The organism is Thalassotalea euphylliae (genome assembly GCF_003390335.1).
Classification (GTDB): Bacteria; Pseudomonadota; Gammaproteobacteria; order Enterobacterales; family Alteromonadaceae; genus Thalassotalea_F; species Thalassotalea_F euphylliae_B.
The window spans coordinates 2021149-2034420 of record NZ_QUOU01000001.1; the positions used below are offsets into that span (position 1 = coordinate 2021149).

The window sequence follows — 13272 nt, forward strand, 5'->3', positions numbered from 1 at the left end:
AAAATTGATAAATCGAGTTTATATTAAATTAAGAACAATTCAACTCAAATATGATTTTTTGTGTTTTTATGCTTATGTAAAAAAGTAAAAAAGTAAAAAAGTAACAATTAAATTTTTATACTTGAGTTTAGTTTCGAGCGGAATAGTTGAAAATATAACGCCCAAATAACGGGCTTAAAATTGTGGGCTAAACTTGAGCGAAGCGAAAAGAGCCCGCAGTTTTAAGTCCCAGTTAATTTGCTTGTATGGATAATTACCCACCTAAATAACTATTTTCGGTAAAGTGAGACCCAAGCCTTAGCGGCAACTAAGGCCTTCTTTTACAGTAGTTCGATTGATTAATGGCTCCTCAATCGAGAGACCGATAACAAGAACGAACGCTGTAAAAGACTCCAAGCAACATACTCGAATAGTCTACTGGGTCTCGAACCCGCATTATGCAAGCAAGGGTTAGCTTATTATGAAAACAGTCATCAATCAAAAGATTCACGTTGGGGTAGATACAGGTAAGTACCAACTTGATATATATCTTCGTCCTTTGGACATTTACTTCACCGTCCCCAATGACGAAAAAGGGATTGCAGAAGCCATAAATCAGCTCAAGCAATACCCTGTTGAACGCATCGTCATTGAAGCGACAGGGCGGTTAGAAATGCCGTTTATTATGGCGTGTGCGAACAGCAAACTGCCGTTTGTTATCGCCAATCCTATTCACATCAAACGCTTTGCAGGTGCGATTGGACAGCGCGCTAAAACAGACAAACTTGATGCGCAGCTTATCGCTCATTATGGGGAAGTGATTAAACCAGCACTATCACAACTCAAACCAGCCACTATGCAAGTCATGAGTGATTTGGTCGCCAGAAGAAATCAGTTACTTGTGATGCAAACGATGGAAAAGAACCGCCTTCAGTCTCTGCCAAAAAGCTTATCAATGACCATCAAGCCGATACTTACCGCGTTTAAACATCAAATCCTAAAAATTGAAAAGAAACTCGTTGAACTCATCGAATCTTGCCCTGAATACCAGAAGAAAAATACGATTCTGCAAAGCATGACAGGTATCGGTAAAATAGCGGCCTCATCAATCATCAGTAATTTGCCAGAGCTTGGCTATGTGACGGGTAAACAAGCGAGCAGCCTAGTTGGTGTTGCGCCGATGAATCGAGAAAGTGGCCGCTATAAAGGACAACGGAGAATCCAAGGTGGACGGCACCAAGTGCGCACGGTGTTATATATGGCGATGCTGTCAGCGATTCAAAGTAATCCGGTGTTTAAAGATACCTATCAACGATTAGTTGGTGCAGGCAAACCTAAAAAAGTGGCGATAATTGCCTGTATCAGAAAGATGGTGGTGATATTAAATTCGATGCTCAGAGATGGAGTAATGTGGGAAGCGCCAAAAGCTTAAAAATAGCTATTGACGCCATAGTCTCTTGTTATGTAATTTACCTTACTTTACTGAGGGTTAGATTTAAAGCTAACCCTAGAAAGTATACGTACCGAACCTGCCCGCAACTGGCCACCACAACACGCTAAATCTGAATTTTGAGCCGCAAACTGTTCTCGAAAAAAGCACTAAATGTTAACGGCGAAAAACACATGAACGTGTAGATAAATTCAGAAAAGGGCGCTTCCTTTGATTAACTTTCATCCTTGGCATTGTGGTGGTACATAACGCTTAAATAAACGGCTAAAAATGCTTGGCTATACTTTGGGAGCGAAGCGAACCAAGCCAAGCGTTTTTAGTCCGATTTAATTTTCTTGTTATATTTGGCTATTAAGTACCTTTTCAATTTGGTTGATACTTACTGGTTCTTGAGATTGAAGTAAAATTTTGCTTTTTGATGAAATGATAAAAACATTAAATTCTGGATCGTATCTATCTAGAACCCGTTGAGAGTCAGCTATATTTAAATGATAAAATCCTTTATGATGTTCATCTCCTCCAGATTGAATAAGAAGAATTTGATTCTCTTCTATAAAGCCATCATCCCTCAAAATTTTTAATTGCTCACTCGCTTTTTCAGATTTTGGATCACGTGAAACCATGAGAATAATTACAGGAGTTATTTTATAGCCGTACTTATGCGATAATTTTTCTGATACATTGGAAAATGTATATGATTCAAGCGATGCATCAAAAAATGTTAGTTTCGCAACTTCATTACTAGTACATGCCGATAGAAGCAAAGCAATTAACATTATTTTTATTTTCATTAATCGACAACCTCTAATTTTAAATCGGCGCTTGTCGCTGTTGCGGCAATCAAATCGTAAAACCTTTTAGCATCCGAGCGAATTCCTATGCACCCTAAAGTACCAGGCTTATTTCCATCTGGGTGAATACCTAAACGCCCTCCAGATTTCCCTCTGCTAGTTGCAAATTCTGCATATATTGGAATGAAAAAGCCCTTTCCAGTGCCATCTTGAAATCCCTTCGGAACTGCTGATGAATAGGCAGTAACTTCTCTTCTACTTACTTTGTAAATTCCATTAGGTAGACGTCCTTTGCCATATGGACCACTTAGCGCATCCCATTTACCATTTCCAGGCCAAGATAATGTTTTAGAACTATGATCGTATGTTAGAGTTGGCATATTAATTCCTTTTAAATTTGGTGCTTAAAATTAGCGATCTCAATCGCAAGTTATTAATAACACAATAAATTGAGAAATGCGAAAAACACTGATGCTGATTTACTCGGAGTTAGCTGCTTGGAAAAATATAACGCTCTGTTAACAGGCAAAACATTGTTGGCTAAAATTAGCGACGAAGGAGCAAAAAGCCAACAGTTTTTTGTCCTTGTTTAACAGCTTGTTAGGCTACAATTTAAAGTCATTGTCCACTTTAGTGATAGTGTATTTAGTACCTGTGGCCGTACTTTGGTATTTAAATGAATGCCCATCTAAATCCAATACCAAGTATATTGTACTCATAGAATATGGTTCGTTGTTAAACTCTAGTATTTGGGTTGAATATAAACATTTTGAGTATGCCCAAAAGCCCTTATGTTTCTCTATGGTTACTTCCGACGTACTAAGAGTTGAATATTCTATAGTTGTTTTGTAAGTGCCATTTGGAAAGCGATGCATTAACCAGCGTTGGTAGGTATCCCCATCGTTTTTTTGTTCGCTATACCATTTACCAATAAGCGAGTCATAACTTAATTCAGGGCATTCAATATTCTCAAAGTCAATATTTCCTGCTGCTGAATTTGAAGCTATAAAAATTAAAACGACTATTAATTTTTTCAACGAACTCTCCTTGTAGCCTAACGCCCAAATAACGGGCTTAAAATTGTGGGCTAAACTTGAGCGAAGCGAAAAAAGCCCGCAGTTTTAAGTCCCAGTTGATTTGCTTGTATGGATAATTACCCACCTAAATAACTATTTTCGGTAAAGTGAGACCCAAGCCTTAGCGGCAACTAAGGCCTTCTTTTACAGTAGTTCGATTGATTAATGGCTCCTCAATCGAGAGACCGATAACAAGAACGAACGCTGTAAAAGACTCCAAGCAACATACTCGAATAGTCTACTGGGTCTCGAACCCGCATTATGCAAGCAAGGGTTAGCTTATTATGAAAACAGTCATCAATCAAAAGATTCACGTTGGGGTAGATACAGGTAAGTACCAACTTGATATATATCTTCGTCCTTTGGACATTTACTTCACCTGAACTGGTTTAATTGAGCCGGACACTTTAATAAAGGACAATGTTCCAATATTGAGGTGTTAAATGACAAAACGAAAAAACAAAACCTATACAACCGAATTTAAACAAGAAGCTGTAGCTTTAGTGACTGAGCAAGGCTATACGGTCTCACAAGCCGCAGCCTCTTTGGGAATTACAACTAAACTCATTTATAACTGGAAAGCTAAACTTGAACAACAACAAGCTGGTAATGCGTTAAGTGAAGATGAACGAGCAGAGCTAAAACGGCTCAGAAAAGAAAATAAAGAACTCAAAATGGAGAAAGAGATCTTAAAAAAGGCAAGCGCCTTCTTTGCGAAAGAAATGAAGTAAAGTACGAGTTCGTCAAAGCCAATAGTCAGGCTCATGACGTCCGCAAGATGTGTGCTGTGATGCAAGTCAGTCGCTCTGCTTACTATGCATGGCTCAAACGGCCAGCCAAGTTAATTACGGCAGAAGAGCTTCATTTATATCGGCGAGCTAAAGCGCTGTTTAAACGCAGTCGTGAAAGCTTGGGCTATCGCGAGCTACATAAAAACTTACGCAAAGAAGGCTTTGAAATTGGTAAGCACAGAACTCGAAAGCTCATGGAAGCGTTAAACCTAAAAGTAAAGCAGCGAGTTGCCTACAAGGTAACAACGAAGCGTAAGCATGCTGATGCAGTTGCAGATAATTTGCTTAATCAGAACTTTAATCCGTTGGGGCCAAATCAGATTTGGGCTGGTGATGTGACTTATTTAAAAACAGGCGAAGGTTGGATGTATCTTGCTGTTGTGATGGATTTATATTCTCGACGCATTGTTGGTTGGCATATAGATAAACGTATGACGACTGACTTAGTGATGAAAGCCATGATTAGGGCTTATAACCTGAGAAAACCAGCTAAAGGCTTAATATTCCACTCTGACCGAGGCTCTCAATACACCAGTAAGCGTTACCGTCAGCTGCTCGAACAATTTGGTATTCGAGCGAGTATGGGTGATGTGGGAGCCTGTTGGGATAACGCAGTAGTGGAGAGGTTCTTTGGCAGTTTGAAACATGATTGGTTACTTAAAGTGGCTCAACCTACGCGTGAGCATATGAAAAATGATGTTGTCGATTATATGAAGTATTACAACTTAGAAAGACTGCATTCAGCTAATAGTGATCTGTCACCAGTAGAGTATGAAAATTCTTTTAGAAAAGTGTCCGGCTGGAGTTGACCAGAACAACCGTCCCCAATGACGAAAAAGGGATTGCAGAAGCCATAAATCAGCTCAAGCAATACCCTGTTGAACGCATCGTCATTGAAGCGACAGGGCGGTTAGAAATGCCGTTTATTATGGCGTGTGCGAACAGCAAACTGCCGTTTGTTATCGCCAATCCTATTCACATCAAACGCTTTGCAGGTGCGATTGGACAGCGCGCTAAAACAGACAAACTTGATGCGCAGCTTATCGCTCATTATGGGGAAGTGATTAAACCAGCACTATCACAACTCAAACCAGCCACTATGCAAGTCATGAGTGATTTGGTCGCCAGAAGAAATCAGTTACTTGTGATGCAAACGATGGAAAAGAACCGCCTTCAGTCTCTGCCAAAAAGCTTATCAATGACCATCAAGCCGATACTTACCGCGTTTAAACATCAAATCCTAAAAATTGAAAAGAAACTCGTTGAACTCATCGAATCTTGCCCTGAATACCAGAAGAAAAATACGATTCTGCAAAGCATGACAGGTATCGGTAAAATAGCGGCCTCATCAATCATCAGTAATTTGCCAGAGCTTGGCTATGTGACGGGTAAACAAGCGAGCAGCCTAGTTGGTGTTGCGCCGATGAATCGAGAAAGTGGCCGCTATAAAGGACAACGGAGAATCCAAGGTGGACGGCACCAAGTGCGCACGGTGTTATATATGGCGATGCTGTCAGCGATTCAAAGTGTTCTGGTCAACTACCGCCGGACACTTTTCTAAAAGAATTTTCATACTCTACTGGTGACAGATCACTATTAGCTGAATGCAGTCTTTCTAAGTTGTAATACTTCATATAATCGACAACATCATTTTTCATATGCTCACGGAGGGCGTTCAGAATTCTGTGTCAGCCTAAATTGCTAAATATCTAGCACGCCATCTAATCGCCCCTCGAAGTGGATGGCTAATTGCGACAATGTCAGGTTCCAACTGTGGATTGGCATTGTCCATTTCTTCGAAGCGTTCAATATGCCCGCATACAATAATTTCATCAAGCTATTTTCGTTCGGGAAAGCGCCTTTCGTTTTGGTCAATTTCCTAAACTGGCGGTGCACTGCCTCGATAGCATTGGTGGTGTAAATAGCTTTGCGCACGTAGTCTGGATACTTGAAGTAAACCGACAAGTTAGCCCATTTTCTGCGCCAAGACTCAATCACGATGGGATATAGCTTGCCCCATTTAGCATCTAATTCGTCTAAGGCTGCTTCTGCGGCATCTTTGGTCGTTGCACGGTAAACAGGCTTTAAGTCCGCCATAAATGCTTTCTGGTGCTTTGAAGCAACATACTTCATCGAGTTACGAATTTGATGAATAACGCACTGTTGAACCTCTGTTTCAGGATAGATAGTACCAATGGCCTCAGGAAAGCCTTTAAGTCCATCAACACAAGCAATTAAAATATCGGATACGCCGCGATTGTGTAAATCGGTGAGCACTGATAGCCAGTAGTTAGCGCCTTCGCTTTCTGAGACGTATAAGCCAAGTAACTCTTTGCGACCTTCGATATTTATGCCGAGTACGGTGTAAACAGCTTTGCTAACATAACGGCCACTTTCCTTGATTTTATAGTGAATAGCATCAAGCCAGATAAACGGGTACAGCGTATCAAGGCTACGTGATTGCCACGCTTTTAGCTCTGGTATGAGCTGGTCTGTAACGCCTGTTATCGTGGCTTCTGAGATTTCAATGCCGTACATTTCCTGAACATGGCTGCGAATATCACGATAGCTCATGCCTAACGCAAACATGGATAGGATTTTATGGTCAATCTCAGCGGTTAGCTTAGTTTGATTTTTCTTAACGAGTTGAGGTTCAAATGAGCCAGTACGGTCTCTTGGGGTTTCAAGCTCAAACTGGCCTACGGAGGATTTAACCGTTTTCTTGCTTGTACCGTTCTTACGGTTAGGTTGTTGCTCTGAGTCTAGGTGTTGCTCTAGCTCGGCTTTGAGTGCAGCTTCTGTTAATTGTTTAATGAGTGGCGTTAAAACACCATCTTCACCCGTTAACCCTTTACCTGATTGAAGTTCTGCTAATGCTTTGTTGAAGTCGAAAGATTGAGTCATGTGTCATTCCTATTTTCTTAATATTACTGAAATGACACAGATTTCTAAACACTACCTGCTCACGCGTAGGTTGAGCCACTTTAAGTAACCAATCATGTTTCAAACTGCCAAGGAACCTCTCCACTACTGCGTTATCCCAACAGGCTCCCACATCACCCATACTCGCTCGAATACCAAATTGTTCGAGCAGCTGACGGTAACGCTTACTGGTGTATTGAGAGCCTCGGTCAGAGTGGAATATTAAGCCTTTAGCTGGTTTTCTCAGGTTATAAGCCCTAATCATGGCTTTCATCACTAAGTCAGTCGTCATACGTTTATCTATATGCCAACCAACAATGCGTCGAGAATATAAATCCATCACAACAGCAAGATACATCCAACCTTCGCCTGTTTTTAAATAAGTCACATCACCAGCCCAAATCTGATTTGGCCCCAACGGATTAAAGTTCTGATTAAGCAAATTATCTGCAACTGCATCAGCATGCTTACGCTTCGTTGTTACCTTGTAGGCAACTCGCTGCTTTACTTTCAGGTTTAACGCTTCCATGAGCTTTCGAGTTCTGTGCTTACCAATTTCAAAGCCTTCTTTGCGTAAATTCTTACGTAGTTCGCGATAGCCCAAGCTCTCGCGGCTACGTTTAAACAGTGCTTTAGCTCGCCGATATAAATGAAGCTCTTCTGCCGTAATTAACTTGGCTGGTCGTTTAAGCCATGCATAATAAGCTGAACGACTGACTTGCATCACAGCACACATCTTTCGGACGTCATGAGCCTGACTATTGGCCTTGACGAACCCATACTTTACTTCATTTCTTTCGCAAAGAAGGCGCTTGCCTTTTTTAAGATCTCTTTCTCCATTTTGAGTTCTTTATTTTCTTTTCTGAGCCGTTTTAGCTCTGCTCGTTCATCTTCACTTAACGCATTACCAGCTTGTTGTTGTTCAAGTTTCGCTTTCCAGTTATAAATGAGTTTAGTGGTGATCCCCAAAGAAGCTGAGGCTTGTGAGACCGTATAGCCTTGCTCAGTCACTAAGGCTACAGCTTCTTGTTTAAATTCGGTTGTATAGGTTTTGTTTTTTCGTTTTGTCATTTAACACCTCAATATTGGAACATTGTCCTTTATTAAAGTGTCCGGCTCAATTAAACCAGTTCAAAGTAATCCGGTGTTTAAAGATACCTATCAACGATTAGTTGGTGCAGGCAAACCTAAAAAAGTGGCGATAATTGCCTGTATCAGAAAGATGGTGGTGATATTAAATTCGATGCTCAGAGATGGAGTAATGTGGGAAGCGCCAAAAGCTTAAAAATAGCTATTGACGCCATAGTCTCTTGTTATATTTATTTTAAATGAGGTGAAACTAAATACATCGCTGAGTTACCCTCGATATGACCATCACAATTACCGCTTTTTACCTCTTTCTTGCTTATCACCGCTTCGCCTACATTCGGAAGATAAAGAGCTTTAGATACTCTCCGGCAAGTTTCTCCAATATTTATTTTTTTCTCGATAATTAAAATATGCCCTCCTCCAATCACAAATGCATTAGGTATGTTGGTTTGAGACAAGTTAGCAATGCTACAATCGATATTTTTCCCAAACACGTTATTAATTTCCTGAAGAGATTCATTCACTTGAACTTGAATAGTACAAGGCTGTTTAAGCTGTACAGAATATTTTCCCATTATCCAAGGGAATACTTCTTCAGACTGCACGCAAAACGACCAAGCCAATAGAAGTATTGATATTAATAAGTATTTCATCATGCAAGTTTCCAAAGCCAAATAGTTCCAGCATCCCAATATTCGCTTCCTATAGCATGATCCTTATCCCACAAATCTATATGCCCTTGTCCTCCGAAACCAGGAATGTTCATAAAGCAGATAACTCCCTGAACTCCCATAGCGGTTTTGGGTGTAGCACCAGACCCCGACCAACCAAAATCACGAGTTCCCCATGCAGATCTGAGTGCCGCCCCTAGATCTTGTGCCCCACGAAGGTAACCATGAGGGCATTTGTTTCTAGGAAATCCGCTAATTCTAGCTTTTGTTGACTCCGATGCAGCAGATAAAGCCTCGCTCATACGAATTGCACAAGTATTTGGAAAATACATGCTACATGAATGAATACTTGAAGGGTTTGTTTTATAGTGCTTTTTTACAGCAGAGAAAGATGGTCTACTCATTTTATATCCTTATAATTACTCAATACCATGCTAAAAATATAACGCCCGCATAATGGGCAAAAAATTGTTGGCTAAAATTAGCGACGAAGGAGCAAAAGCCAGCTGTTTTTTGTCCGTTTGAGTAACTTGTTATACGAATTATGCAACTTGCTTGTTTTTAAGTATTGATGCGAACTCGTTCATACTAACAACCTTAACGTTACTATCATCATTTGAAAAACCTTTAGACGGAGTTGGTTTTTTAGTAACTAAATATACGCTGTCTATTGCCTCTTCTTTAGCCATAGACTCCAGTCTGTGAATTGTGCGCTTAATACTGTTTAATGGAACCACTTCTCCCCATGCCTTTGCATCGATAGCAATATTTTTGCCTCCAGCTTCAATAATGAAGTCTGGTCTATGATTTCCTACACGTGGTTCAGACTTATAGTGATAACCAGATTTTTCAATTGCTTTAGCTACTTCAATTTCAAAAGCTACGGCAGAAATTGCAGATGTATTACGACTTACCGTTATTACCTCCTCTTTTTCTCGCCTAATAATTGATAAAAATGTAAGCATTACAAAACTAGCTATGAATACACCAACTCCCGATAATAGCCATTCAGAGTTGGAGGCAATTAAAGAACCAGGATTTTTGAAATAGCTATACATTACAGAAGTTGTTGCACCAACCATTGAAACACTAGCCGTAAGCAAGGCTAATGAACTTCTCTTTCTTTTATTCTCTTCCCTCATTTGCTTAAATTCTTGCACGGAAGGAACTGAAGGTTTGCTCTCTATTTTATTAAAGAGCTTATCTAGCCTTGACTCAATTTCTACCCTTTGAGGTGGTGAGATAAGGTCACTATCGAATACCTCAGTATATATACTATTTAAGAGTTGCTCTTCGGACAGCATATCATTTGAAGATGTATTAAATTCTCGGGCTTTCCCTTCAATAATTCGAGATATATCTTTATATTGCGGGCTGTAGTCTTCTAGAACCATTCGTCTCATTACAGCACGATGTAATGATTTATTAGCATTTTTAGTTCGTTCTTTTTTAGCTCCGATTGTTTGTCGGTAGCTAAGCCAAAACAATAGTATCGAAACCGCGATACCTATTCCTGTTTGGAGATAACCATCCATAATTAAACTCTACCCTCGAGATTCGTATAACGCCGCAATAAACGGCAAGTAATGCTTGGCTAAAATCCGCGAGGCACGAGCGCGAGCCAAGCGTTACGCGTCCGTTTGATTGTTTTGTTATGTAATTTTTCTTACTTTACATTAGGTTAGGTTAAAAGCCAAACCTAGAAAGTATACGTACCCAGCCTGCCAGCTACTCGCCACCACAACACACTAAATCCGAATTTTGAGCCGCTATTTGTTCTAGAAAAATGGCGCTAAATGCTAACGGCGAAAAACACATGAACGTGCGACTAAATTCAGAAAAGGGCGCTTGAATTGATTAACTCTCATCCTTGACATTGTGGTGGTACATAACGCCTTACTAAAAGGCGGAAAATGCTTGGCTATACTTTGCGACGAAGGAGCACAAGCCAAGCGTTTTGCGTCCTTTTGAGTAACTTGTTATACACTATCTCAAAACAATTTCAGTAAAGTTGCAAACACAATAGCTCCTAAAATCCCTGCTGAGAACCTTGAAAGAACCAACGAAGTTTCTTTTGACTTAGCATCCTTTTTTGAGTTGAAGAGCATCGATACTATACTCGTTACAAATGCTATAGAAAGCACAGCAGATACAACAGACTCAAGCCAAGGAAAACTGTTGAAAGCTTTTATTCGATCTGCTGCAACGAAAACTATAGCTAGAAGGGTTAAGCTAAGCGTAGAGGTATGCTTAGCTAACTCAAAAGAATCCTTATCCATGATGACACTCCTTGTGTATAACGCCCAAATAACGGGCTTAAAATTGTGGGCTAAACTTGAGCGAAGCGAAAAGAGCCCGCAGTTTTAAGTCCCAGTTGATTTGCTTGTTATGTAATTCACCTTACTTTACTGAGGGTTAGATTTAAAGCTAAGCCTAGAAAGTATACGTACCGAACCTACCAGCGACTCGCCACCACAACAAGCTAAACCTGAATTTTGAGCCGCAAACAGTCCTCGAAAATAGCACCAAATGCTAACGGCGAAAAACACATGAACATGCAACTAAATTCAGAAAAGGGCGCTTGATTTGATTGATTTTCATCCTTGAAATTGTGGTGGTACATAACGCTTAAATAAACGGCTAAAAATGCTTGGCTACAATACCGAACGAAGTGAGGCTAGCCAACAGTTTTTTGTCCTTTTAAGCGACTTGTTATGCAAACTCTCTGAGGCAACCAAAACCTGCCAATACAACCAACCCCTACAGAAGAGGCGAAAGATACAACAACCATTGCACCCACAACACTTGATACTTCCCTTTTGAGCCACACACTAAAACTAGAATTAGCGATAAGCCCTAACCTGCTTGATACCCATATAAAAATTTACACTTTGAGCAGGAGGTAAAACTCAATTTAGCTGCAAACCAAATGCTGACAGCAACCATAATTGAATGAGCGATAACTACAAGACTAGAATGGCGAAAAACTCATTTTGCTTACACGAATTAACTCTGGCTAAAATCAGAAACGTGCAACACCAAAGAATGAATCACACTCGATCTTAAATGAAAAAGCTGAACTAACAGATTATCAAACGCTGACTTTGTGGGTGGGCATAACGCCCTGTTAAGGGGTTGATAAATGTTTGGCTATAATGTGTAGCGAAGCGAAACCGAGCCAAACTTTAGCAGTCCCACTTGAACAGTTTGTTATAAGCCAACTAGCGAATTTTGAGACCAAACATGTAACGTGTCACATTAAATGGCTTTATCAATAGATAAATAGTAGTGATACAAACCAATAAAGAGGACAATAATAGGCTAATAGATTTTACAGCTATTCCAGCATCCCACTGCACAATATAAAATGCAAATACGACAATAATGCTTTGATGCAAAATGTAAAATGGATAAATGATTTCGTTTGCAGAATGTAGCCATTTTGGAGATTCTTTGCAAAGAACACTAGCATACCCTACTAAGGTTAATAATCCAGACCAAGAAACAAGCGTGCAAACTAACCACCATAATTGCCATCGCATTGACAGAGAAACATATTCGCTAATGTCGGGTTTGAAATAGTAAGCGTAAAATATAACGGAACTGAGCACGAACCACTTGAGGTTAGTTGCTCGGTGCTTTTCCAGAGCCAGCCAAACACTAGCATTATTAATAAAAAACATACCCGCGAGGAAAAAAAATAAAAAGAAGATAGAAACTGATAAATTTTCAATGCTGTGGCTTTGTGATGGCATTACATACTTCAAGGTAAGCCTCACGATAATTACAATCAATACAAGTGAAAAAAGTCCGCTAGGCTTTTCAGCTAATCTCGCTAATTTATGAGCGGCTAAGTTAGCAAATTGGGTTTTTAAAAGTTTGTTTAGCGGCACAGCGAGTAACATAAACACAATGAGGAACTCTATAAACCACAGATGGTTGGCATTAAATGAAAGGGCTAATTTGCTATACGCATCTAGAATGCCTGAGTAGTTGTCAATCTCTTCAAAATAGATTTGCGGCGGTACGATTAAGACCATGCCAACAATAAGCGGCACAAATAAACGATGAAATTTGCTGGTTAGAAAGGTTTTCCCACTCACTTTGTTGAGGAGAATAAAACTACCTGCTCCAGCAATGAAAAATAGTGTTTGCAGGCGCAGTTGTTCGAAATACACCATGATATCGTCCAGCACTTTGCTCGACTCTTTGTTCATTACATGCCAACCGTCACCATTAAATGGCATGAAAACATGATGCAAGAAAACAGCGAAGATTAAAACGACTCTTAACCAATCTAATTCTGAATATCTATAACTACCCATGAATGCAAAACCTTCCTTTGGCTTATAACGCCGCAATAAGCGGCAAGTAATGCTTGGCTAAAATCCGCGAGGCACGAGCGCGAGCCAAGCGTTACGCGTCCGTTTGATTGTTTTGTTATGTAATTATTCTTACTTTACATTAGGTTAGGTTAAAAGCCAAACCTAGAAAGTATACGTA

Annotated in this window: 11 protein-coding genes and 5 pseudogenes; 5 read left to right on the top strand and 11 right to left on the bottom strand. The window is 40.0% G+C overall.

The features are described from left to right. Positions 1 to 460: 460 nt before the first annotated feature. On the top strand, positions 461 to 1411 hold the full coding sequence (locus tag DXX93_RS08860) for an IS110 family transposase (protein WP_116007788.1): 951 nt from the start codon (positions 461 to 463) through the stop codon (positions 1409 to 1411). Between the two features lie 356 nt (positions 1412 to 1767). Here the strand turns inward: DXX93_RS08860 and DXX93_RS08865 are convergent, their stop codons facing one another. The 3 genes from DXX93_RS08865 to DXX93_RS08875 form a co-directional block, all read right to left on the bottom strand. Beyond that, entirely contained in the window at positions 1768 to 2220 is a 453-nt protein-coding gene (locus DXX93_RS08865) for a hypothetical protein (protein ID WP_116007789.1), read from the bottom strand. Continuing rightward, the gene (locus DXX93_RS08870; protein ID WP_116007790.1) at positions 2220 to 2600 is read right to left on the bottom strand and encodes a L,D-transpeptidase; all 381 of its coding nucleotides are present in this window, start codon (positions 2598 to 2600) and stop codon (positions 2220 to 2222) included. Before DXX93_RS08870 ends, DXX93_RS08865 begins: the two co-directional genes overlap by 1 nt. A gap of 225 nt (positions 2601 to 2825) precedes the next feature. Then, positions 2826 to 3257 carry a hypothetical protein gene (locus DXX93_RS08875; RefSeq protein WP_116007791.1) on the bottom strand — a complete coding sequence of 144 codons (432 nt, stop codon included), beginning with the start codon at positions 3255 to 3257 and terminating at the stop codon, positions 2826 to 2828. Between the two features lie 323 nt (positions 3258 to 3580). Between DXX93_RS08875 and DXX93_RS08880 the strand changes: the two are divergent. The 3 genes and pseudogenes from DXX93_RS08880 to DXX93_RS08890 all read left to right on the top strand — a co-directional run. Continuing rightward, positions 3581 to 3676 (top strand): annotated as a pseudogene (locus tag DXX93_RS08880) (IS110 family transposase); the annotation flags it as partial. Positions 3677 to 3739: 63 nt separating this feature from the next. Beyond that, positions 3740 to 4896, top strand: a protein-coding gene (locus DXX93_RS08885) for an IS3 family transposase (protein WP_116007792.1) whose coding sequence is annotated in 2 segments (ribosomal slippage) — positions 3740 to 3983 and positions 3983 to 4896 — 1158 coding nt in all. Because the reading frame shifts where the segments join, the coding sequence is not laid out codon by codon here. Between the two features lie 8 nt (positions 4897 to 4904). Beyond that, positions 4905 to 5615, top strand: a pseudogene (locus DXX93_RS08890) (IS110 family transposase); the annotation flags it as partial. A 7-nt stretch (positions 5616 to 5622) separates the two neighbouring features. Here the strand turns inward: DXX93_RS08890 and DXX93_RS08895 are convergent. From DXX93_RS08895 to DXX93_RS08905, 3 genes and pseudogenes are all read right to left on the bottom strand, one after another. After that, a pseudogene (locus DXX93_RS08895) lies at positions 5623 to 5754 on the bottom strand (IS3 family transposase); the annotation flags it as partial. A gap of 34 nt (positions 5755 to 5788) precedes the next feature. After that, the gene (locus DXX93_RS08900; RefSeq protein ID WP_116006715.1) at positions 5789 to 6991 is read right to left on the bottom strand and encodes an IS256 family transposase; all 1203 of its coding nucleotides are present in this window, start codon (positions 6989 to 6991) and stop codon (positions 5789 to 5791) included. Between the two features lie 58 nt (positions 6992 to 7049). After that, positions 7050 to 8080, bottom strand: a pseudogene (locus tag DXX93_RS08905) (IS3 family transposase); the annotation flags it as partial. A gap of 58 nt (positions 8081 to 8138) precedes the next feature. Here DXX93_RS08905 and DXX93_RS08910 point away from each other — a divergent pair. After that, a pseudogene (locus tag DXX93_RS08910) lies at positions 8139 to 8294 on the top strand (IS110 family transposase); the annotation flags it as partial. Between the two features lie 34 nt (positions 8295 to 8328). Here DXX93_RS08910 and DXX93_RS08915 read toward each other — a convergent pair. The 5 genes from DXX93_RS08915 to DXX93_RS08935 all read right to left on the bottom strand — a co-directional run bounded on the left by DXX93_RS08915 (position 8329) and on the right by DXX93_RS08935 (position 13094). After that, on the bottom strand, positions 8329 to 8754 hold the full coding sequence (locus DXX93_RS08915; RefSeq protein ID WP_116007793.1) for a hypothetical protein: 426 nt from the start codon (positions 8752 to 8754) through the stop codon (positions 8329 to 8331). Then, positions 8751 to 9173: a T6SS effector amidase Tae4 family protein gene (locus tag DXX93_RS08920; protein ID WP_116007794.1), complete on the bottom strand. Its 423-nt coding sequence runs from the start codon at positions 9171 to 9173 to the stop codon at positions 8751 to 8753. The genes DXX93_RS08915 and DXX93_RS08920 overlap by 4 nt, the downstream gene beginning before the upstream one ends. Positions 9174 to 9311: 138 nt before the next feature. After that, complete coding sequence (locus DXX93_RS08925; protein ID WP_116007795.1) at positions 9312 to 10304, bottom strand: restriction endonuclease; 993 nt, start codon at positions 10302 to 10304, stop codon at positions 9312 to 9314. Positions 10305 to 10760: 456 nt separating this feature from the next. Beyond that, the gene (locus DXX93_RS08930; protein WP_116007796.1) at positions 10761 to 11048 is read right to left on the bottom strand and encodes a hypothetical protein; all 288 of its coding nucleotides are present in this window, start codon (positions 11046 to 11048) and stop codon (positions 10761 to 10763) included. 942 nt (positions 11049 to 11990) lie between these two features. Then, a complete protein-coding gene (locus tag DXX93_RS08935; protein WP_116007797.1) occupies positions 11991 to 13094 on the bottom strand; it encodes an acyltransferase family protein in 1104 nt (367 codons plus the stop codon). Positions 13095 to 13272 lie beyond the last annotated feature (178 nt).